The 20084-nt window shown below is 67.4% G+C and carries 23 protein-coding genes; 15 read left to right on the forward strand and 8 right to left on the reverse strand.

Going from position 1 to position 20084, the window contains the following annotated elements; genetic code table 11:
- Positions 1-193: hypothetical protein (locus D7Y13_RS45770; protein WP_208734475.1), on the forward strand; the 193-nt coding region annotated here is incomplete at its 5' end.
- An 89-nt stretch (positions 194-282) separates the two neighbouring features.
- On the opposite strand, the gene D7Y13_RS20235 is transcribed toward D7Y13_RS45770, so the two are convergent.
- Positions 283-936, reverse strand: a complete 654-nt coding sequence (locus D7Y13_RS20235) for a glutathione S-transferase family protein (protein ID WP_120584870.1) — start codon at positions 934-936, stop codon at positions 283-285.
- 34 nt (positions 937-970) lie between these two features.
- Entirely contained in the window at positions 971-1849 is an 879-nt protein-coding gene (locus D7Y13_RS20240; protein WP_120584871.1) for an aldo/keto reductase family oxidoreductase, read from the reverse strand.
- A gap of 94 nt (positions 1850-1943) precedes the next feature.
- Here D7Y13_RS20240 and D7Y13_RS20245 point away from each other — a divergent pair, with 94 nt between their 5' ends.
- The 8 genes from D7Y13_RS20245 to D7Y13_RS20285 all read left to right on the forward strand — a co-directional run bounded on the left by D7Y13_RS20245 (position 1944) and on the right by D7Y13_RS20285 (position 8646).
- Positions 1944-2852: a LysR family transcriptional regulator gene (locus D7Y13_RS20245; RefSeq protein ID WP_120584872.1), complete on the forward strand. Its 909-nt coding sequence runs from the start codon at positions 1944-1946 to the stop codon at positions 2850-2852.
- Complete coding sequence (locus tag D7Y13_RS20250; RefSeq protein ID WP_147444413.1) at positions 2849-4750, forward strand: serine hydrolase domain-containing protein; 1902 nt, start codon at positions 2849-2851, stop codon at positions 4748-4750. The genes D7Y13_RS20245 and D7Y13_RS20250 overlap by 4 nt, the downstream gene beginning before the upstream one ends.
- Positions 4751-4868: 118 nt before the next feature.
- Complete coding sequence (locus D7Y13_RS20255) at positions 4869-5720, forward strand: AraC family transcriptional regulator (protein ID WP_120584874.1); 852 nt, start codon at positions 4869-4871, stop codon at positions 5718-5720.
- Between the two features lie 24 nt (positions 5721-5744).
- Complete coding sequence (locus tag D7Y13_RS20260) at positions 5745-6107, forward strand: VOC family protein (RefSeq protein ID WP_120584875.1); 363 nt, start codon at positions 5745-5747, stop codon at positions 6105-6107.
- A 365-nt stretch (positions 6108-6472) separates the two neighbouring features.
- Positions 6473-6787 (forward strand): ArsR/SmtB family transcription factor, encoded by a 315-nt coding sequence (locus D7Y13_RS20270; RefSeq protein ID WP_233595778.1) that lies wholly within the window; start codon positions 6473-6475, stop codon positions 6785-6787.
- Positions 6784-7230, forward strand: a complete 447-nt coding sequence (locus tag D7Y13_RS20275; protein ID WP_120584877.1) for an SRPBCC family protein — start codon at positions 6784-6786, stop codon at positions 7228-7230. The genes D7Y13_RS20270 and D7Y13_RS20275 overlap by 4 nt, the downstream gene beginning before the upstream one ends.
- On the forward strand, positions 7227-7496 hold the full coding sequence (locus D7Y13_RS20280; protein WP_120584878.1) for a hypothetical protein: 270 nt from the start codon (positions 7227-7229) through the stop codon (positions 7494-7496). Before D7Y13_RS20275 ends, D7Y13_RS20280 begins: the two co-directional genes overlap by 4 nt.
- A 265-nt stretch (positions 7497-7761) precedes the next feature.
- Complete coding sequence (locus D7Y13_RS20285) at positions 7762-8646, forward strand: hypothetical protein (protein WP_147444414.1); 885 nt, start codon at positions 7762-7764, stop codon at positions 8644-8646.
- A gap of 77 nt (positions 8647-8723) precedes the next feature.
- Here D7Y13_RS20285 and D7Y13_RS20290 read toward each other — a convergent pair whose 3' ends face one another.
- From D7Y13_RS20290 to D7Y13_RS20315, 6 genes are all read right to left on the reverse strand, one after another.
- The gene (locus tag D7Y13_RS20290) at positions 8724-9473 is read right to left on the reverse strand and encodes an Imm49 family immunity protein (RefSeq protein ID WP_120584880.1); all 750 of its coding nucleotides are present in this window, start codon (positions 9471-9473) and stop codon (positions 8724-8726) included.
- A 19-nt stretch (positions 9474-9492) separates the two neighbouring features.
- Positions 9493-10020 (reverse strand): imm11 family protein, encoded by a 528-nt coding sequence (locus tag D7Y13_RS20295; protein ID WP_120584881.1) that lies wholly within the window; start codon positions 10018-10020, stop codon positions 9493-9495.
- Between the two features lie 90 nt (positions 10021-10110).
- Positions 10111-10860 carry an AHH domain-containing protein gene (locus D7Y13_RS20300; RefSeq protein WP_120584882.1) on the reverse strand — a complete coding sequence of 250 codons (750 nt, stop codon included), beginning with the start codon at positions 10858-10860 and terminating at the stop codon, positions 10111-10113.
- A 17-nt stretch (positions 10861-10877) separates the two neighbouring features.
- Positions 10878-11942: a hypothetical protein gene (locus D7Y13_RS20305; protein ID WP_147444416.1), complete on the reverse strand. Its 1065-nt coding sequence runs from the start codon at positions 11940-11942 to the stop codon at positions 10878-10880.
- 45 nt (positions 11943-11987) lie between these two features.
- Entirely contained in the window at positions 11988-12452 is a 465-nt protein-coding gene (locus D7Y13_RS20310; protein ID WP_120584884.1) for a DUF4150 domain-containing protein, read from the reverse strand.
- Positions 12453-12501: 49 nt separating this feature from the next.
- Positions 12502-13860, reverse strand: coding sequence for a TIGR02270 family protein (locus D7Y13_RS20315; protein ID WP_120584885.1), 1359 nt, complete (start codon positions 13858-13860; stop codon positions 12502-12504).
- A 347-nt stretch (positions 13861-14207) separates the two neighbouring features.
- Here D7Y13_RS20315 and D7Y13_RS20320 point away from each other — a divergent pair, with 347 nt between their 5' ends.
- The 6 genes from D7Y13_RS20320 (at position 14208) to D7Y13_RS20345 (ending at position 19999) form a co-directional block, all read left to right on the forward strand.
- The gene (locus D7Y13_RS20320) at positions 14208-15296 is read left to right on the forward strand and encodes a type III polyketide synthase (RefSeq protein WP_120584886.1); all 1089 of its coding nucleotides are present in this window, start codon (positions 14208-14210) and stop codon (positions 15294-15296) included.
- Positions 15290-15865: an isoprenylcysteine carboxyl methyltransferase family protein gene (locus D7Y13_RS20325; protein WP_120584888.1), complete on the forward strand. Its 576-nt coding sequence runs from the start codon at positions 15290-15292 to the stop codon at positions 15863-15865. The genes D7Y13_RS20320 and D7Y13_RS20325 overlap by 7 nt, the downstream gene beginning before the upstream one ends.
- 16 nt (positions 15866-15881) lie before the next feature.
- Positions 15882-16133: an acyl carrier protein gene (locus tag D7Y13_RS20330; RefSeq protein WP_120536286.1), complete on the forward strand. Its 252-nt coding sequence runs from the start codon at positions 15882-15884 to the stop codon at positions 16131-16133.
- Positions 16130-17884 (forward strand): fatty acyl-AMP ligase, encoded by a 1755-nt coding sequence (locus tag D7Y13_RS20335; RefSeq protein WP_120584887.1) that lies wholly within the window; start codon positions 16130-16132, stop codon positions 17882-17884. Before D7Y13_RS20330 ends, D7Y13_RS20335 begins: the two co-directional genes overlap by 4 nt.
- A gap of 185 nt (positions 17885-18069) precedes the next feature.
- Positions 18070-19167 carry an NAD(P)/FAD-dependent oxidoreductase gene (locus D7Y13_RS20340; protein WP_120538211.1) on the forward strand — a complete coding sequence of 366 codons (1098 nt, stop codon included), beginning with the start codon at positions 18070-18072 and terminating at the stop codon, positions 19165-19167.
- Between the two features lie 64 nt (positions 19168-19231).
- Entirely contained in the window at positions 19232-19999 is a 768-nt protein-coding gene (locus D7Y13_RS20345) for an ATP-grasp domain-containing protein (RefSeq protein ID WP_120538210.1), read from the forward strand.
- Positions 20000-20084: the final 85 nt, after the last annotated feature.

The following is a 20084-nucleotide window of genomic DNA, read 5'->3' on the forward strand; positions in this document are numbered from 1 at the left end:
CCCCCGGGCTCCCCCGATGCGCTACGGACTGCCGCCACCCACTCCCGTCGCGACGAGCGATCTGGCGCATCCCACCGAAGCGGTCTATCGGATCATGGCCCGGGCCATCGCGCGGCGCTTCGTTGCCCGTTATGAACTGGGCTCATTGAGCCGGCACTTCGAATGCCGTGGGGTCGCCGTCGAGCGACACTGAGCGAGAATCTCCGGCGCTCCCGCTGCATGCACGGCAATGCAACCCGCGACGTCGCGGTAGCGACAGGTTGGAGAAGCCCGCCTGCCCACCTACAGCCCCGACTTCGCCTGGGAGGGCTGCGAAGCCGACGGCGCGTTGATGATGTCGGTGATGCGCAGGTGGCGGGGTTGGGCCTGCACCCGCTCGAACCAGGAGCGGATGGCGGGATAGCGGCCCAGGTCGAAGCGGCCCTCCTCCGCCACGTGCGTGTACGCATACAGCGAGATGTCCGCGAGGCTGTAGTGCTCGCCCGCGAAGAAGGGCCGCTTGCTCAGCTCGCCCTCCATGACGTCGAGCGCGGCGTAGCCTTTCTGGATGCGCTCCTCCAGCTCCTTCTCCTTGCCGGCAGGGACACCGAAGAAGGTGAGCCACGCCCGAGCCACGGCGATGTAGGGCTCGTGACTGTACTGCTCGAAGAACATCCACTGGAGCATCCGCGCCCGCTCCAGCCGGTCGCTGGGAATGAAGGGCGTGCCCTCGGCGAAATACCAGAGGATGGCGTTGGACTCGGCGAGGAAGACGCCTGGCTCCAGCTCCACGGTGGGGGTCCGGGCAATGGGGTTCATCGCCTTGAACTCCGGCGTGCGCGTCTCTCCCGCGGTGAGATCCACCTCCCGCGTTTCAAATGGAATCGCCAGCTGATGCAGCAGCAGGCGAACCTTGTAGCAATTCCCAGAAGGGTTGAACTGGTGGAGCTTGATCATGGGCGGGCAGTCTACTCCCCGGAGCGTTCGTGAGTCAGGCGGAGCGGATGCTGCCCACGGAGTCCAGCTGCTTCATCGCGTCGTCCGGCAGCTTGAGCTCGGCCGCAGCGAGGTTCTCCCGCAGGTGCACGACTGACGAGGTGCCGGGGATCAGCAGGATGTTGGGTGCGCGGCGAAGCAGCCAGGCGAGCGCGACCTGCATGGGTGTCGCGCCGAGGCGCGCGGCGACATCGGACAGGGTCGATGACTGCAGCGGGGTGAAGCCACCCAACGGGAAGAACGGCACATAGGCGATGCGGTCACGGGCCAGGGCGTCGATCAGTGCGTCATCGCTCCGGTGCGCCAGGTTGTACTGGTTCTGCACGCAGACGATCTCAGCGATCCGGCGTCCTTCCGCGACCTGCGCGGCGGTGACGTTGCTCAGCCCGATGTGTCGCACCAGGCCTTGCTGCTGAAGCCCGGCCAGGACGGTGAGCGGTGCTTCGATGGACCCTTCGGCGGGCCCATGGGTATCGAACATGATCCGGAGGTTGACCACGTCCAGCACGTCAAGCCCGAGGTTGCGCAGGTTGTCGTGCACCGCCTGGGTCAGTGCTTCGGGCGAGAACGCCGGGTTCCATGAGCCATCCTCGCCGCGTCGCGCGCCGATTTTGGTGACGATGACGAGGTCGCGGGAATAGGGCGCGAGCGCCTCGCGGATCAGCCGGTTGGTGACGTGGGGGCCGTAGAAGTCGCTGGTGTCGATGTGGTTCACCCCGCGCGCCACGGCCTCCCGCAGCACGGCCAACGCCGCGTCATGATCCCTGGGCGGGCCGAACACGCCGGGCCCCGCGAGCTGCATCGCTCCATAGCCGAGCCGCTTCACGTTGCGTCCACCGAGGGCGAAGGTGCTGGACTGATCGATTCCGGGCATGGTTCATCTCCTTTCGAGATGAGGCAGGGATAGACGTTCCGAGGCTCCGCGATAACGGGGTCCGGTCCGCACAGGTTGTACGGGGTGGCGAACAGTGAAGGTCGACCTGGGTGATCTGAACGCCTTCGTGGTGGTGGCCCGCGCCCGGAGCTTTCGTGAGGGTGCGCGTGCGAGCGGTGGCAGTGCGTCCGCGCTCAGCGAGGCGGTCCGTCGTCTGGAGGAGCGGCTCGGGGTCAGGCTCCTCAACCGGACGACCCGCAGTGTCGTCCCTACCGAAGCAGGGGAGCGCTTGCTGGAGCGGCTCGGCCCGGCATTGACCGAGATGGAAGCCGCTGTCGATGTGGTGAACGGCTTTCGCGACAAGCCGGCGGGCGCGTTGCGCCTCAATGTGCCGGTCAGCGCGGCCCGGCTGGTGCTGCCGCGCATCATTCCGCCGTTCCTCGCCGCCTATCCCGACATCCAGTTGGAGGTGGTGGCCGAAGACCGCTTCGTCGACGTGCTCGAAGCCCGGTGCGACGCCGGCATCCGCTACGACGAACGGCTGGAACAGGACATGGTCGCGGTGCCGATCGGGCCGCGCGTCCAGCGCTTCGCCACCGCGGCCTCCCCGGCCTACCTGGAGCGCCAGGGCCGGCCGGAGCACCCCCGCGAGCTGCTCGGCCATGCGTGTCTGCGGGGCCGCTTCGCGAGTGGCACGATGACGCCGTGGGAGTTCGAGCGCGACGGCGAGGTGGTCCGGATCGAACCCACGGGGCCGCTCATCGTGCAGGTGGGCGGGGCGACGGATCTCGCCGTCGACGCGGCGATCGCCGGCACTGGCGTCGTGTGCCTCTTCGAGGACTGGCTGCGCCCGCATCTGGAGAGCGGCGCCCTCGAACCCATCCTCGAGCCCTGGTGGCAGCGCTTCTCGGGGCCCTTCCTCTACTACCCCGGACGGCGCCTCGTGCCCGCGCCGCTGCGAGCGTTCATCGACTTCATCAAGGCCTCGGCGGACGTGCCTTGACGGCTGCGGCTTCAAGGCGGGTGCGGCCACAGGAATGGATTGCGGTTGACCCTGGCGTGATGAAGACTGTCTGGATGATTACCCAGGCGGACGTCCAGCGCGGGTGGCAGCGGTTGTGCGAATACACAGAGCACGCAAGGATTGCCACGGGGGTGCCGGGAGTGGCGATCGCCATCGCCTGGCTCCCCGAGCAGGGCCCTCCCCTCGTCGAGACCCTGGGAGCGGGTTGCCGATTGCTGGGCTCGCAGGCGCCCGCGGCCGACAACCAGGTCACCGCGGACACGGTCTTCCCCCTCGCGTCGCTGTCCAAGCCGCTGGCGTCCACGGTCATGACGACGCTGATCCCTGGCACCTCGGACGGTTGGGAGGAGAAGGTCCCGAGTCTGGGATTGGCCGTCACGCCGACCTTCGCCAGCCTGTTCGCGCACCGCAGTGGGCTGCCCGACCACGCGGGCGACCTGCTCGAGGACATGGGCCATGACCGCAAGGCGGTGCTGGAGCGGCTGCGCCTGCTCGCGCTCGACCGTACGGGCGGGTACGCCTACACCAACTTCGGTTTGACGGCGGCGGCGTGTCAGGCGGCCCTGCACGTCGGAAAGGAGTGGGAGGACGTGGCCCACGACCGTCTGTACGCGCCCCTGGGGATGAAGTCGACCAGCTCGCGCTACTCCGACTTCCTGAAGCGCGAGAACCGGACCTGGGCGCATCGGCTCAGGGCCAATGGGGAGTGGTATCACGCGAAGCCCCTTCCTGATGGAAAGCCCAATCCTGACGCGCAGAGAAACCCCGACGCGCAGTCCCCCGCGGGCGGCGTCACCTCCTCCGCCAATGACATGGCACTGTGGCTCCGCTTGCAGCTGGGTGACCTGGGATTGGGCTTCGACGCGGAGTTCTTCCGCTGGCTGAGCCTGACCCACCGGCCCTATGTCCCTGGCATCTACAAGCCCGGGGTGCCGCGCGAGCCGCACACGAGTGGCTATGGCCTGGGCTGGAATGTCACTGACAGGGAAGGCCAGCCCCTCAAGTACAGCCACTCCGGCGCCTTCGGGCTCGGCGCGGCCACCAGCGTCGAGCTCTGGCCGGAGGACCGGCTTGGAGTCGTCGTGTTGACCAATGGTGAGCCGGTCGGAGTCGCGGAAGCCCTCTGTGCGGCCTTCAGGGGGTTTGTCAGCGACCCCGGGCTGGAGGTTGCCGCGCTCCTGAAGCCAGACTTCGACAGCTTCGTGCATCCCGGACACAAGAAGACCTTCGTGGAGAGGTTCCAGGAGGCGATGCGTCAGGAGCTGCATCCGCCCGCCCGCGCCAGCGACACCGCCAATCCGGCCCGCGTCATCTCCGCCAAGTATGGGCTCCTGGGCAAGTACCAGAGTGCCTTCTACGGCACGATTGAGTTTCGCGTGGAGCAGGACCGGATGTTCATGCTGCAGGGGCCGGCGAAGCAGCGCTTCGACGTGACCGCGACGCACAAGGACGATGTGTTCGTCTACGATTCTCACGGCGAGAACGGAACGGACAACAACCGGATCGCCTTTGACCGCGCGACGCCGAATCAGGTGACGGTCTGGAACCTGTTCGTTTCAACGCCCCTGACGCTCAAGTCCGAAGGCGACACCCTGTGCCCGGTGCCTGGGGAGATCCGGGCCTGGAGGGTCCGGGCCTCGAAGCCCGGCCAGGTGCGCCTGACCCTCGCCCGCAGGGGCGTCGATGGGTTCCGTCAGAGCCCGCTCATGACCGTGGCCGTGGGTGACAACCGCTTCGTCGGAGCGGACCTCCCGGTGCTCGAAGGCGACATGCTCGGGTTCTCGGTCGACGACCGGGTGTACTGGCAGCACTCCACGGACGATTACGTGATTGAAGCCGACATCGACCGCGAAGGAACCTTCACGCGGGTGCCGTGATTCACCAGGGCAAGATTCTCCAAGTGCGCGGGGCCGGGCGTGACCAAGCTCGCGCCGCGTCACGACGGCCTGGGGTGGATGCCCTCCTGGATGCGGCGACGGTCGGAGGGAATGAACGATGACGGCCACGACGGTCATGCGGTGCGATTCACTCTCGGTGTTCGACTACCGGTGCCACGCAGGGCCCGGCGACACGCCGTTCACGGAGCTGCACACGGGCTTCTCCATCGCCTACGTCCGCAAGGGGAGTTTCGGCTACCACACGCGAGGAAACGCGTTCGAGCTGGTGGCGGGCTCGTTGCTGATTGGCCACCCCGGTGACGAATACCAGTGCACGCACGAGCACGTGGTGGGCGGCGACGAGTGTCTGTCCTTCCGACTCTCGGAGACGTTGGTGGACGCCCTTGGCGGGCGGAGGGATGTCTGGCGGACTGGCGCCATGCCGCCGCTGCCCGAATTGATGGTGTTCGCCGAACTCGCGCAGGCGACAGCGGAGGGTCGGCGCGAGCTCGGGCTTGATGAGCTGGGCGTCCTGCTGGCGGCCCGCTTCGTGGACCTGGCTTCCGGAAGGAAGCGCAAGCCGCTGGATGCCGGGCCCCGGCATCGCCGTTGCGCGGTGGAGGCGGCGCTGTGGTTGGACGCGCACTCGCACGAGCCCGTCGTGCTCGAACGGGTGGCCCGGGAGTTCGGACTCAGCCCGTTCCATTTCCTGCGGCTCTTCTCGAAGGTCCTGGGCGTGACGCCGCACCAGTACCTGGTCCGCTCGCGGCTGCGCCACGCGGCACGGCTGCTGGCCGGGGACACCCGCTCCATCACGGACATCGCCTTCGACGTCGGCTTTGGTGACCTCTCCAACTTCGTGCGCACGTTCCACCGCGCCGCGGGCGTCCCTCCTGGCGGCTTCCGTCAGGCCGCGCGCAAGGGGCGCAAGTTCCTCCAAGTCGGGCGCGCGGTGCCCTCCCTAGGATGACGGTCATCACCCAAGGAGAGCAGCGTGTACGACCACATTGGATTGAAGGTGAAGGACCTGGACGCGAGCGTGCGCTTCTACGAGAAGGCGCTCGCCTCGCTGGGACACGTGCTGTGCACCCGTGACGCGTCGAGCGCGGGCTTTGGCCCGCCGGGCGAGCCGGCCCTGTGGCTCTATCACTCCCAGGATGCCGTCAGCCCCGGGGTGCATGTGGCGCTGAGGGCTTCCGAACGGGCCGCCGTCGACCGCTTCCATGAAGGCGGGCTCGGGGCGGGTGGCCGCGACCACGGCCGTCCTGGCGTGCGCGCCGACTACAGCCCGACGTACTACGCCGCCTTCCTGCTCGACCCGGACGGCAACAACGTCGAAGCGGTCTGCATGCGCTGAGGCCTTCAGGGCCGCGAGGTCCGGCCCGTGAAGCCACGGGCCGGGAACCGACTCCCGAAGGACGTGGCCTGGGAGCTGGGGCGCCTGGGCTCGGTAGGGATGGGCCAGGTGGTGCGCGTGGTGATTCCCGGCCTGGAGTCCCTCCACGATGCGCCCGGGTACGTTCCAGGGCGCCGCGCGAAGCCGCGATCGCGGGAGTCGGCATCGCGAGGGTGCCCGAGCTCCTGTGCCGCGACGCAGTCCACGATGGCCGCTTGAGGCCCCTCTTCGGGCTGAAGCCCGCGGTGCTGCGGCCAGGCGGTCCGATCCACGCGCTTGACAACCAATAAGTGCAGGCTTATTGGTTGTGCATGCAGAGAGCGGCTGTGGCCGAAGACAAGATCTTCCAGGCGCTGGCGGACCCCAGCCGCCGGGCGATCTTCGAGTCGCTGACGCAGGGCGAAGCGGCGGTGAAGGACCTCACGGCGCGCTTCGACATCTCTCAGCCGGCGGTTTCGCAGCACCTTGCCGCATTGAAAGACGCCGGCCTGGTGAACGGCCGGCGCGAAGGGCGCTGTGTCTACTACCGGGTGGAGCCACGCGGGATGAAGCCGCTCATCGACTGGCTCACGCACTACCGCGCCTTCTGGACGGAGCGCGTGGATCGCCTTGAAGCACTGCTGGAGAAAATGGACGAATGAAGCCCCTCGACAAGACCGCCCCATCGCAAACCGAATCCATTTCATTCGAATTCGATCTGCATCATTCGCCGAAGAAGGTGTGGCGCGCGCTCACCGACCCCGAGCTGCTCACCGAGTGGCTCCTGCCCGTCGTCGGGTTCAAGCTCGAGCCGGGAGCCGCGTTCGCGTTCAAGACGCAGCCGTACCCCGGCTGGGACGGCACCGTGAACTGTCGGATCCTCGAGAGCGAACCGCAGCAGAAGCTCAGCTACACGTGGGTCGTCGGCGACATGGTCCTGGACACCGTCGTGACCTTCACGCTCACGCCCACGGCGGCGGGCACGCGCCTGTCCCTCGTGCAGTCGGGCTTCAAGCCGGACCAGAAGCAGAACTTCGGCGGCGCGCGCTACGGCTGGAACATGATGGGCGGGAAGCTCGTCGACCTGCTCGCGAGGATTTCATGAGCACGCATGCCCCAGCCGCTTCGGGCCCATCTTCCGCGCAGGTGTCGCGGGCGTGGACCCATTGGATTCGGCTGTTCCATCGCTGGCTGTCCATTGCCTTCACGGTGGCGGTCATCGTCAACATCGTCGCAATGGCAAAGGAGTCGACTGTCGTCTGGGTGGGTTTCCTGGCGCTGATCCCGCTCGCCTTGCTCCTGTTCTCCGGGCTGTACTTGTTCGTGCTGCCCTATGCCCACAAGTGGCGCAGCGGGCGACGCACCGACTGAACGGTGGAAGGTGGCCACCCAATGCCCGATAAAATCGGGCACGAAGGCCAGACCCGGTGCGAGCAAGGCCAGGCCGGTGAAGCTCCTCACGGGCGGCAATCCGCAGCTCGCCCGCCGCGGCATCCAGGCCGCGGTGAAGGCGAACCTACCGAAGGGCTGGGTACAGCGTCCGTGTAATGCTGAAATGCGGTCACTCCTGGTTTTCCTGCGATACCACAGGTGTGGTATCTCGCGGGCTGAAACCCTTTCAGGAGAAATGGACCGCATGAAGAAGTGGACGCGCGCTCTGGTGGTGATGGCTTCGTCGTGCCTTGGCTTCGTGTCGAGCACGGCCGCCGCACAGCAGAAGGTCTTCACGGATGCTTCCGGGAAGATCCAGGTCGGCATCTTCCAGAAGGATTCGGAGACGACCAGCCAGCCTATCGTCACGATTCCCGTGGGAGGGGATTGGGTGGTCATTGGCGGCGGGGGCGCCACCACGTGGATCGGGCATGCCGGTTATGGAAGTCTGCTGACGGCGTCGTACCCCGACCCGTATTTCTCCTCATGGACCGTACGGGCGAAGGACCACATCTACTCGGACCCCTCCGCCATCCGTGGCTATGCCATTGGCATCCGGGTGAATGGGCTCTCGCGCCAGCAGCTCCTGGAGCACGTGAAGCTGACCTCGGTGGCAAGCAACTACTCCGGCACTCCGAGCGCCACGGCCTACGTTGACAGCGGCTACACGCTGCTGGGGTGCGCCTTCCAGATTCAGTACAGCAGCGCGGGCAACATGGCCGTGGACGCCTATCCCATGAGTTCGAGCAGCTGTTACGCGTCTGGCAAGGACCACCAGGTCTTCGATGTGTCGATGATGTTCGTGTCCGCCATCGGCATCCGCACCACCATTCCGGGCGTGGGCAACATCATCAACGCCATCCAGAGCAGTCTCTCCGCGACCGGTGACGCTCCCATGGCGACCGCGACGGTGCCGGACGGCTTCGTGGTGACGGGCGGAGGCGCGGACGTCACCTACACCCGGTTGGGACATCTGCTCTGGATGACCAACCCCACGGTGCACAATGGCTGGACCGTTGGCTCCAAGTGGCACGCGGTCTCGGATCCCGGCTACGTCCGGGCCTACGCCATCGGCGTGAAGGTGCAGTAGCCGCCGAGGCCTCTCAGCTCCGGCGCTCCGCTTCCTTCTTCGCGCGCGCCGGAGCCCGAGTGGGCGACCCGAAAAGCTCAGCCCACTCGGGCAATGTCAGGGAGCAGTGGGTATTCCGCCGCCGGGTCGACCGACAAGCCATGCCGTGAGGCGAGGTGCAGCAAGGCGAGGCCCTCCACGCAAACCGACCGTTCCAACTCGAACGCGGGTTCGCGGGCCTGCAAGGTTCCCGCCCTGGCGCGGAACCAGGCGCCATGTCGTTCCAGCAGCTCCAGCAGGGCTGCGACAAAGGCGTCGGGTTCGTGGGCCAGCAGGGCGCGGCAGACGCGGACCCGTGGCGCAGTCTCATCTTGCATGACCCGAAGGAGCCCGGAGAGCAGGGGGGCCGCCACGGCTTCCCACCCAGGCTCCCGGAGGGCGAATCCGCCCAACAGCCGCCCATAGTAGAAGTCGTCCTCGAACTCCTTGCGTGCCAGCCACTCGGGAGCGGACGCGCGCGCGATGTCTTGGGCGAGCGTGTCCTCACCGGCGGCGAGGGCATCACAGAGGGGCGCAATCTGGGCGGCGCCCGTGAACCGGCTGAAGGGCCTCTCCTGCGCGGCGCGGTCTCTCAGGAGATTCAACCGCCATGTTCCCGACAACCGCAGGCGCTCGCGGAAGGACACGACATCCGCTCGGGCCAGCAGGGCGCTGAGCGCGGCGATGCGGCAATGCCGCGACAGGTGGAAGAGGATGCGCTCGCGCTCCTCCACGGGGCGGGGGCCGCTCTCGGCCTCCAGCGTCAGGACCCGGATGGCTTCGACCGCGTTGGCTTCGTGATGAATCATGGTCCCGGGTCTTTCACGCTCAGGTCCGTCCCCATTCCCTGCCGTACTCTTCCAGCTCCAGGAACATCATGCCCGTGTAGTCCTCATTGACGAGCACCTGGGCGAGGTCCTCTCGAATCAGGATGAGGTTGGGCTTCTCCTTGAGCCGGAAGAGCTTCGCCTCTGGAGGAATCCGCGCCGGGTCCACGACCAGGAGCGAGAACCAGGCAATGAAGGAGGGAATTATCGCTGAGCGCTCAAACTGCGACTTCTCGAGGTCGACACACTCCACGACTTCCAACAGGTTGAGGATGAAGTAGGGCTCTGGAACGAGCCGGCCCTTTTGGTCGCGGAGCTGGACTGGGAGGAACTCCATGCGGGCCCCCGCGTTCGCCTCCAGGAATCGCTTCAGCCTCTCCGACACGATGATGAGGTTGAGCGTGTTGGGAACGGAGTCCGTGAGCTCAAGGCCGCGGTTCTCCGTCAGAGGGAAGATCACGCTCGCCGGGTACCAGTGCTGCACGGAAATCCCCTCGTGCAGTTCGTACTCCTTGGGCTCCTTCCTCAATGAGTTGGGTGCATAGGTGATCCATGCGAAGGCGTCATTCTCGTTGTCTGAAAGCCAGGGTAGAAAGCTCATAGGTGGATGGGGTTGGGGTCAGGTCTTCTTGCCCATTCTGAGGGAGCGGGATTTCACCTTGTTTGTCAGCTCCTCGACGAGGTTTTTTCGGAATGTATTGATGTGCGATCCCTTTGTGCTTTCGCCAAAAACAACGATCCAGTTCCAGTATTTGTTTTCATGTTTCTTGAACTCGGTTGGAATGTTTTCGGGTGGTTTCCAGTCCTCGCAAGGCTTCTCAAGGCTCTTCTTGAGAAGCTGATTGATCTGCTCGATGTCGCGCGACACCTCTTCGGTGTAGGCGGGGTGGCTTCCAACGTGACATGGCAGTTGGTGGATGCCGCAGTGGCTGTTATTGATGGCGGGCAGGAAGATGAGGTTTTCTCCGTTATTGATGTCGTATTTCAGCCGACGGAGGATCTTGAATTCCTCTTCCCCGAAGACGCCTCCCTTCCCCTCCTCCTCACTTTTGACGGTGAACAGCTCGCAGGGCAGGATGTGGTGGCCCGCATTTGGATAGGGCGTGCCTGCTTTTTCGGTGAAATGATTGAAGTGATAGCCAGCGGCGTGCGTGTCGTCCCCTGCGGTCGCGCCTGGAGTCCGGGTCTCAATGGCGTTCTCAATCAGGTACTTCTTGATCTTGCTGTTGTTGTTGTAGACGCGGTCGAGTTTGCCTGCGTCGCCGCTGATGATGCTGATGCCGTTCTTTCGATACTCCTTGGAGCGGCACAGCACCGCCTGCATCGGGTATTTCGAGAGGATGTGGTCCTTCGCCGCAGTGAGCGCCATGACAACCTCCTTGTGAGCTACCGCTCAAGAATTCGTTGAAGCAGGATGACCCCGGAGTCGCCGTGGTCGGAAAGGGAGCAGACGATAGCGCTCTCGTGGTGGGAGGAGAGCAGCTCGGAGATGGCCACCCCGGCCCCCACGACCGCGCTCGCCGCTCCGACTTCGCCCAGCGATTCGGCGGGAACCCGAACCCGGCAGTTCTCGAAGTCGACGTGCTCCGTCAGGTGCAGTTGGGTATGTGCCCAGGCGGCTGACTTCCACTCCTCGCCATTCAGGTCCAGGACCAGACACCCCTGATACGGCAGGGGCATCCGAGCGTCACGAAGCACCTGGAGAATCGACGCGGCCAGCTCGCGGCCCAGCGCGTGTGGCATTCGCCTCTCACCCGGCCCGGCGGCGAGGGACACGTCCTGGACGCGAATGCCCAGGGGGGCCCCGCGCGCCCTGGCTGCTCCTTCGCCCTCGACCAGGAGGCACGCTCCTGCCTGTCCAGGCATCAAGCCCACCGGCATCCGGGGCTGCTTGAGTCGTCCCTGCCCATCAATCCATTCCAAGCTCGGGACATCGGCATAGGAGTCCGCCGCGACGATGATGACCCGCTCCAGCCTTCGTTCCTCCAACAGGTGGCGGGCTTGCTGGAGGGCCGCCACCAGCCCGCAGTGCCCCAGGGCCAGGGCGCGACTGCGCTCGATCGGCACGGGCAGGTGTTGGAGCGTGAGCAACGGCTGGAGGAAGTCCTCCGTGAGTGCATGGGGGCGTTGGCCGAGAGACCCGCCGAACCGGGCCTCGTCGATGAAGGGCGTCAGGGCGAAGAGTCCGGTCCTTCCCCAGAAGGACACGTCGGAGGCCGGAGGCCACTCCATCCGATGACGCAAATCATCCAGGCTGCCCGCCGCCAATCTGAGCCACGCGCCCACCAGGAAGAACCCCTCCGCGTAGCCCGATACAGGAAAGCCGGTGACAGGCTGTGAGCCCCCCTCGCCATCCTCCACGACCAGTCCATCCAGGGCCTGTGGACGCGACAGGCCCGCCCGGATGGCCGCGCAACTTCCCGTCGCGCCGTATCCCAGTGCGGTCACCATGCCGATCCCCGTCACGACGAGCCGCACCGTACGCGCTCCGGAAGACTAGAGGGTCTTCTTGCAGCAGAGACACTTCGAGTCGTCCGGTCCTTCTCCCAGGGCGATGACCGGAGGCTGGATGAGGGGAAAGGGGGGCGTGTTCTTGTCGTTGTGGGTCATGAGGTCCATGGCCCGGGCAACGTTCTTTCCCTCGAACTTCACATCGAACGAGTAGTTGACGAACTCCGCCTTGCCCTTCGTCTTGCTGGAGGCGACACCGCCTCCCGCTGTCCCGGCCTCGTCACCGGTGCTGGTGCTGAAGTTCGAGTCCTTGACGCACACGGGCTTGCCCTCCACCAGCACCGTCTCGCTCCCCTTCGCCGTGTCCGCCGAGCGCGCGATGTTGGGGTAGGGGATGGGGACCGGGCCCGCTGGGCTGGGCGTTTTGCAGACATCCGGCATGGCCATGGTCACGCCGTTGGAGTCCTTGTGGACGACCGACATCTTGTTCACGCCGACTGTCGTTCCCATGCCGTTCCCTTGGAATCCAGACCTGGCTTCTGTGAAGCGTGAGGGGGGCTCACCCGTTCATCGCCGTGGCGAACGGCTGGGCTTTCAACCGTCCCGACTCGACCTGCGCGGCGTGCAATTGCTCCCATTGTACGAGCGCCCATGCCCGGACTTCCACCCCGATGCGGCCCTGGCTTCGAATCAACAACTCAAGTGCCAGGGGAGGCCGACGGCGCATGGGGACGCCCAGGAGGACCTTGACCAGGTCCCGTGCGTTGATGGGTGTGCCACTGCAATATCGCTTGGTTGGATCGAATCCTTTTCGAGCCCTGGCCCACCAAGACGCGACGGCTTCGGGATTGGGTGCGATGAGCGCAGCCCCACCCCCGGGTCGTGGCTCGCCATCGAGGTCAAGCTCCTCGTCTTCCGGGTCCTGTTCTTTCGCCAGGGGCCCCTCCAGCTTCAGGCCGACGATCGAGCAGAATGCCTCTGCCGCGATGCTGGCGAAGGCCTTGTCATGCATCCAGGGCAGACAGGCCTCGGCCGCGGCCGGTCGCCCACTGAAACCGAGTGCCCAGAGCACATCCGCTCTGAGTTCGGGCACCTGGAGCAGGCTATTCAGCCGCTCGATGTCCTTATCCTCTCCTCCGACCGCGAGCAGAAGCCGCGCCATGCTTCCAGCTTCATCCCTGGCGTCCAGCTGTTGTTGGCAGGCTTGCCATGCGATGCGTTGGCCGCGCACGAGGCCCAGCACCAGGGCAGCCTCTCGAACCGCTGGATCCGGGGTGTTGAGGGCCGTTCGAAGCTCGGCGGACCGAATCTCCCGCTCAGGGGCGAAACACGCTTCTCGTAGGAGCGCGGCCTGGAGGTCGGGTGCCTCCGCGCGTGCCAATGACTCCCTCCATGATGCTTCCAGGGGGAATCGACGGAAGCGAAGCACTTCGAGCACGGCAGCCAGAATGCGTGGTTCCGCGTGTGAGAGAAGGAGATGAAGGCGCTGTGGAAGCGCTGCGCCTCCCTCCAACTCCAACGCACGCTGTGCTTCCTTGCGCGTGTCCGGTTCTCCTTCGATGAAGGTCTGGAGCACGGAGTCCAAACCCCTTTGCGTGCCTGACCGCAGGAGTGCCATGCACGCGGCGCGGATGTACTCGGGGTCCTCGTGCGAAAGAGCAGGCAGCAGCAGGCGTTCAGCCACCTTGGAGCCGGCGACCACGAGTGCGTCTAGATGGGAATGCAGGCGTTGCTCGACGCTTTCCTTCACGCGCTGGAGGTCTCGGCTCGAGCACTCCAAGGCCCGGTCCCACTGCGTGGACAGAAAGGCCGCCTCGTCCAGATGCACCTCCAGGACATCCCAGCGCGGAATCCTATCGGGTCGTCCCAGAAGAGAACGGGACTGCTGCCGGCGGTTCGCTGAATCGGTGCGTTCCATGGGGAGTCTGGTTCTGACGGTGGGCCAATCCCTTATGAAGGTAGCACGGGACCAGGTTTTGGATTGAGGAGCGAAGAAGGGCGTCAGGGGAAGGAGGTCCTGGCGACCCCTTGGCACCGAACGCAGGTTCGGACGGAGGGCCGTTTGGGGACGGAACGGGTGCCTGTGGACGGAGGAGGGAGGCCGGTGCACCAATGCAGGGACGACCGCAGCGCGTCGCGTGCGCAACAGTGGAAACGCCCGGGGCGTTCAGGCGTATGCAGCGCGACGGTAGGACATCGCATCCGGGCCGCGTGCCGGTTAATCGTGGGAACTCGACTTCCAGGGTGGGACCCTCCAGGGACTACATGCTCAGCTCGACCCGTCACGACACCGCCCCTTCGCCTTCCTTGAGTGCGGTGGGCCGCGCGCTACCGCCGCACTACGCCAGCCAGGAGCAGCTCATCGCGGCGCTGCGCGACCTGTGGGCGACGAAGCACTTCAACCTGGAGCGCCTGGAGGACCTGCACCGCAACGTGCAGGTGGGCGGCCGGCACCTGGCGCTCCCGCTGGAGCAGTATCCGGCGCTCGCGACCTTCCAGCAGCGCAATGATGCGTGGATCCGCGTGGCCACGGAGCTGTCCGAAACCGTGGCGCGTCAGGCGCTGGAGCGCGCGGGCCTGACGCCCCGGGACGTGGACCATGTCTTCTTCGTCACGGTGACGGGTATCGCCACCCCCAGCGTGGACGCTCGGCTGGTCAACCGGATGGGCTTTCGCGAGGACGTGAAGCGCACCCCCATCTTCGGCCTGGGCTGCGTGGCGGGCGCGGCGGGACTGGCCCGTGCATCGGACTACCTGCGCGCGTTCCCCAAGCAGACGGCGCTGCTCATCGCCGCGGAGCTTTGCTCGCTGACGCTGCAGCGCGAGGACCTGTCCATCCCCAACATCATCGCCTCCGGCCTCTTCGGCGACGGCGCGGCGTGCGTGGTGCTGCGGGGCGCGGAGGCTCCGGGCGCGACGGGACCGCGCGTGGTGGGCTCACGGTCGGTGTTCTATCCGGACACCGAGCGGGTGATGGGCTGGGATGTGGTGGACACGGGCTTCAAGGTGGTGCTGTCCGCCAAGGTGCCGCAGCTGGTGAAGGACCACATCCGGGGCAACGTGGATGGCTTCCTCGCGGAGCACGGGCTGACCCGCAAGGACGTGCGGCACTGGGTGGCGCACACCGGGGGGCCCAAGGTGCTGGAGGGCTTCGAGTCCGCGCTGGAGTTGGAAGCGGGCGCGCTGGATCGCTCGTGGAAGTCGCTGCGCCAGGTGGGCAACCTGTCCAGCGCGTCGGTGCTCTTCGTGCTGGGTGAGACGCTGGAGGAAGCAGACGCGAAGCCGGGCGAATGGGGCGTGGTGATGGCCATGGGACCGGGCTTCTGCGCGGAGATGGTCCTGGTGCGCTGGTGACCGGCACCCAGGCGTTGTTCGCGGGCTTCATGGTGCTGCTCATCGCGGAGCGGCTGCTGGAGCTGGTGCTCTCCAGGCGCAACGCGGCGCGGGCCTTCGAGCGCGGCGGCGTGGAGACGGGGCAGGGGCACTACCGGTTCATGGTGGTGTTCCACACGCTGTTCCTGGTGGCGTGCGTGGCGGAGGTGTTCGGCCTGCACCGGCCCTTCTGGGGAACGTGGAGCGTGGTGGCGCTGGTGGGCGCGTTGGTGGCGCAGGGGCTGCGGTACTGGGCCATCGGGACGCTGGGCGACCGGTGGAACTCCCGCATCATCGTGGTGCCGGGGCTGGCGCCGGTGACGGGCGGGCCGTACCGGTTCCTGCGGCATCCGAACTACGTGGCCGTGGTGCTGGAGTTGTTGTGCGTGCCGCTCATCCACGGAGCGTGGGTGACGGCGGTGGTCTTCACGGTGGGCAACGCGGCCCTGCTCTTCGTGCGCATCCGCGCGGAGGAGGCAGCGCTCGGCGCGTTGTATTCCGAGGCGTTCGCCCACCGTCCCCGCTTCATTCCGGAGGTACGCCGTGACTGACACCGTGACGGAGGTGATGGCGGAGATCCGCCGCATCGCTCGCGAGGAGCTGGAGTTCGAGGGCGTGGTGGAGCCTTCGCACGACCTGTTGCGCGACCTGCATCTGGACAGCCTGGGGCTGACGGTGCTGGCGGTGGGGTTGGAGAATCGCTTCCGGGTGATGTTGTCGGAAGAGGACGCGCAGGGCGTGCGCACGGTGGAGGACCTGTCGCGGTTGGTGGCCACTCGGGTCGCGGCGTCGCGGGTGGACGTGGGAGCCCAGCCATGAAGGGGCCCGCCCTGCCGGCGTTGAAGCACGCCACGGTGAACGCGATGCTGAAGGCGACGTCGCACACGTCGCTGGGGCTCGTGTTCGTGGACGCCTCCGAGCGAGAGACCTCCCTGCCCTGGGCCCAGGTGTACCGGCGCGCGAAGCGGGCGGCGGCGGGGCTCGCGCGGCTGGGGGTGAAGCCGGGGGAGCGGGTGGCGCTGCTCCTGCCCACGTCGCCCGCGTTCATGGATGCCTACTTCGGCACGCTGCTGGCGGGCGCGGTGCCGGTGCCGCTGTATCCGCCGGTGCGGCTGGGGCGCCTGGACGAGTACCACCGGGCGACGTCGCGCATGCTCCAGGTGACGGGCGCGGTGGTGGTGCTGACGGACACGCGCGTGCGGCTCCTGCTGGGGCCCAGCGTGGAGACCGCGCGGCCCCGATTGGGATGCCACACGGTGGACGCGGTGATGCACGGCGACGAGGACCTGGAGGTGGAGGTGGATCCCGATGCGCTGGGGCTCATCCAGTTCTCGTCCGGCTCCACGGTGGCGCCGAAGCCGGTGGCGCTGACGCACGGGGCGCTCCTGGCGCAGGTGGCGGCGCTGGAGGCGGCGATGCCGGTGGCTCCGGGCGTGACGCCGGTGGGCGTGAGCTGGCTGCCGCTGTACCACGACATGGGACTCATCGGCTGTGTGCTCTCGGCGCTGTACTACCCGGGCAGCCTGGTGCTGATTCCGCCGGAGACGTTCCTGGTGAAGCCGGCGCTGTGGCTGCGGGCGCTGTCGCGGCACCGGGGCTTCGTGTCCCCGGCGCCGAACTTCGCCTATGGGTTGTGCTTGAAGCGGGTGAAGGACGCGGAGCTTCAGGGCGTGGACCTGTCTGGGTGGCATCACGCGCTCAACGGCGCGGAGCCGGTGTCCGCGGACACGCTGCGCCGGTTCGCGGAGCGGTTCGAGAAGTGGGGCTTCTCCGCGCGGGCGCTGCGGCCGGTGTATGGGCTGTCCGAAGCCTCGCTGGCGGTGACGTTCCCTCCGGCGGGGCGAGGGCCGCGCGAACTGGGCGTGGATCCGGACGTGCTGGCGCGCGAGGGACTGGCGCGCGATGGGGCGCGGACGCTGGTGAGCGTGGGCGCGCCGGTCGCGGGCTTCGAGGTGCAGGTGCGCGGCGAGGACGGCGCGGAGCTGCCGGAGCGCAAGGTGGGGCGCGTGTTCGCGAAGGGGCCGTCGGTGATGCGCGGCTACTTCGAGGACGCGGAGGCGACGGAGCGCGCGCTCACGGGCGACGGTTGGTTGGACACGGGGGACCTGGGCTTCGGCGCGGAAGGGGAGCTGTACCTGACGGGCCGCGCGAAGGACCTGGTCATCATCCGGGGCGCGAACCACGCGCCGCAGGCCTTCGAAGAGCCCCTGGCCGAAGTGCAGGGTGTGCGCACGGGCTGCGCGGTGGCGCTGGGCTTCACGCCCGAAGGCAGCGAGGACGAAGCGCTGTTGATCCTCGCGGAGCGCTCGGCGCCGGGGAACGAGCAGTCGGTGGAGGCGGACATCCGCTCCGCGGTGGTGGCGGCGACGGGCGTACAGCCGCACACCGTGCGCATCCTGGAGCCGGGCACGTTGCCGCGCACGTCCAGCGGCAAGCTGCGCCGGGGCGAAGCGCTGCGGCGCTATCTGGCGGGCGAGCTGACGGCGCCGAAGAAGATGGGCGCGGTGGGGATCGCGGTGGAGATGGCGAAGAGCGCGTTGGCGATGGTTCGCGCGGAGCATGACTCGTGAAAGGGCAGGGCGGGTGAGGCTTTCATGCGGAGTCGACAGGGATTGCCGGCTCGCGGAGTGGTGCGGGTGAAGCCCCTGCGCGTGGCTGACAGACATTGCCTGCGCGCACGCCGGCAGCCCATCGCGCTGCTCCGGGGGGCTGAGCGCCGTGGGTTCCTCGCGGATGCTCGAACGGAGCGTGGCACGTGAAGCGCCACGACGTGGTCGTGGTTGGAGGAGGCCCGGCGGGGCTCGCGGTGGCCATCGCCGCGGCCCAGCGTGGGTTGGACACGGTGGTGCTGGAGCGGTCCTCCACGCCCGTGGACAAGGCCTGTGGTGAGGGCCTGATGCCCTCGGGGCTCGCTGCGTTGGAGCGGTTGGGGGCGCTTGCGCATCTGGACCGGCGCGAGAGTTCGCCCTTCGTCGGCATCCGCTACGTGCAGGAGGATGGCACCACGGCGGAAGGCAAGCTGCCGGCCCCTGGCGGTCTGGGCGTGCGCAGGCTGGCCTTGTCCACGGCGCTCGTGACACGGGCGCGTGAAGTGGGCGTGGACCTGCGCGAGTACTCGCAGGTCGTGGCGCACCAACGCACGGACGAAGGCGTGATGCTGGAGACACCCACGGGGGCGGTGCAGGCCCGGTTCCTGGTGGCCGCGGACGGGCTGGCCTCGCCGCTGCGGCGTGCGGAGGGCCTGGACGTGGCCCTCGACGGCCCCCGCCGCTTCGGGCTGCGGCGGCACTTCCGCTGCGTGCCATGGACGCCCTACGTGGAGGTGCACTTCGCCTCCGGCGTCGAGGCGTACGTGACGCCCGCCGGAGCGGAGCGCGTGGGCATCGCCTTCCTGTGGGAGGCCGGCACCGTGGCGGAGCGCGTGGGCTTCGAGGCGTTGCTGGCCCACTTCCCCAGGCTCGCGGAAAAGCTCGCGGGCGTGGAGCCGGACTCGCAGGTCCGCGGCGCGGGCCCGCTGGCGCGCGTGGCCCGGACGCGGGTGGCGGACCGCTTCGCGCTGGTGGGGGACGCGGCGGGCTACGTGGACGCGGTGACGGGCGAGGGCCTCACCCTGGCCTTCGCCTGCGCGGAGTCCCTGGGCGCGCTGCTCCCGGACGCACTGGCGAAGGGCGCGGGCCGCGACACGCTGATGCCCTACGAGCGCACCTTCCAGCGCGTGTTCCGCAAGTACTCCTGGACGACGCACGGCCTGCTGATGCTCGCGCGGCGTCCGCGCCTGCGAAGGCCCGTGGTGCGCCTGCTGGGTCACAGTCCCTGGCTCTTCGAGCGCATCCTCGCCGCCGTGGTGACGTGAGCCGGCTGTCAGTCGCGCGAGGCATCACCCGTCCACGCGGCGGTCCTCATCCACGGAGCCGCACATGCACTGGGTCGTCCAGAGCAACCTCTTCAACGAGCAGGGCTTCCACACGTTGATGGATGTCCTGGCGCATGGGGCCATCCCGCACACGCTGGTCAAGGTCATCCCCTTCGGGGGCGGCATCGAGCCCTCGCTGACGCTCTCAGGGCCGGTGGTCGTGATGGGTTCGCTCAGCCTGACGCGCCATGCGCGTGCGCAGGGGTGGACTCCGGGCGCCTTCATCAATGACCACTTCGACTACCGCCTCTGGCGGAAGCACCTGGGCCGGCACCTGTTGAACGCGGACGCCACGGTCTGCCGCCTCGCGGACGTGCCCGAGCGGGAGGGGCGCTTCTTCATCCGGCCCTGTCTGGATGACAAGTCGTTCTCCGGGATGGTGACGTCGTGGGAGGCGTTCGCGAAGTGGCGCGAGCAGGTCCTCGCGCTCGACACGTACGCCACGGTGTCCGCGGACACGTGGGTGGCGGTCAGCGCGCCCAGGGCCATCCAGCGCGAGTACCGCATGGTCGTCGTGGACGGCCGGGTCATCACGGGCTCGCTCTACAAGCTGGGTGACCGGGTGTTGGCCTCATCGGAGGTGGAGCCGGAGGTCCACGCGTTCGCCCAGCGCATGGCGGACACCTGGGGACCGGACCGCGCCTACGCGCTGGATGTCTTCATGCACGAGGGCGAGCTGTACGTCGGGGAGATCAACAACCTGAACTCGGCCGGCTTCTATGCCTACGACGTCGGCAAGATGGTGGCCGCCGTGGAGGCCATGCGTTTCTAGCGAGGGCCGGGAGCGGGAGCCTCATCGGGCCCCTGCTCCCGGAAAAGCTCCGCGTCCCCCGGAACCCACCCGCGCGGATCCGCAC

The sequence above is a fragment of the Corallococcus praedator genome (genome assembly GCF_003612125.1).
In the GTDB taxonomy this organism is placed as follows: domain Bacteria; phylum Myxococcota; class Myxococcia; order Myxococcales; family Myxococcaceae; genus Corallococcus; species Corallococcus praedator.

Coding starts and splice junctions, on each gene's coding strand:
- D7Y13_RS20280 (WP_120584878.1), top strand. CDS start 7,227: ATGAGCACGCATGCCCCAGCCGCTTCGGGCCCATCTTCCGCGCAGGTG.
- D7Y13_RS20235 (WP_120584870.1), bottom strand. CDS start 936: ATGATCAAGCTCCACCAGTTCAACCCTTCTGGGAATTGCTACAAGGTT.
- D7Y13_RS20255 (WP_120584874.1), top strand. CDS start 4,869: ATGACGGCCACGACGGTCATGCGGTGCGATTCACTCTCGGTGTTCGAC.
- D7Y13_RS20240 (WP_120584871.1), bottom strand. CDS start 1,849: ATGCCCGGAATCGATCAGTCCAGCACCTTCGCCCTCGGTGGACGCAAC.
- D7Y13_RS20290 (WP_120584880.1), bottom strand. CDS start 9,473: ATGATTCATCACGAAGCCAACGCGGTCGAAGCCATCCGGGTCCTGACG.
- D7Y13_RS20310 (WP_120584884.1), bottom strand. CDS start 12,452: ATGGGAACGACAGTCGGCGTGAACAAGATGTCGGTCGTCCACAAGGAC.
- D7Y13_RS20315 (WP_120584885.1), bottom strand. CDS start 13,860: ATGGAACGCACCGATTCAGCGAACCGCCGGCAGCAGTCCCGTTCTCTT.
- D7Y13_RS20330 (WP_120536286.1), top strand. CDS start 15,882: ATGGCGGAGATCCGCCGCATCGCTCGCGAGGAGCTGGAGTTCGAGGGC.
- D7Y13_RS20345 (WP_120538210.1), top strand. CDS start 19,232: ATGCACTGGGTCGTCCAGAGCAACCTCTTCAACGAGCAGGGCTTCCAC.
- D7Y13_RS20275 (WP_120584877.1), top strand. CDS start 6,784: ATGAAGCCCCTCGACAAGACCGCCCCATCGCAAACCGAATCCATTTCA.
- D7Y13_RS20300 (WP_120584882.1), bottom strand. CDS start 10,860: ATGGCGCTCACTGCGGCGAAGGACCACATCCTCTCGAAATACCCGATG.
- D7Y13_RS20305 (WP_147444416.1), bottom strand. CDS start 11,942: ATGGTGACCGCACTGGGATACGGCGCGACGGGAAGTTGCGCGGCCATC.
- D7Y13_RS20285 (WP_147444414.1), top strand. CDS start 7,762: ATGAAGAAGTGGACGCGCGCTCTGGTGGTGATGGCTTCGTCGTGCCTT.
- D7Y13_RS20320 (WP_120584886.1), top strand. CDS start 14,208: ATGCTCAGCTCGACCCGTCACGACACCGCCCCTTCGCCTTCCTTGAGT.
- D7Y13_RS20335 (WP_120584887.1), top strand. CDS start 16,130: ATGAAGGGGCCCGCCCTGCCGGCGTTGAAGCACGCCACGGTGAACGCG.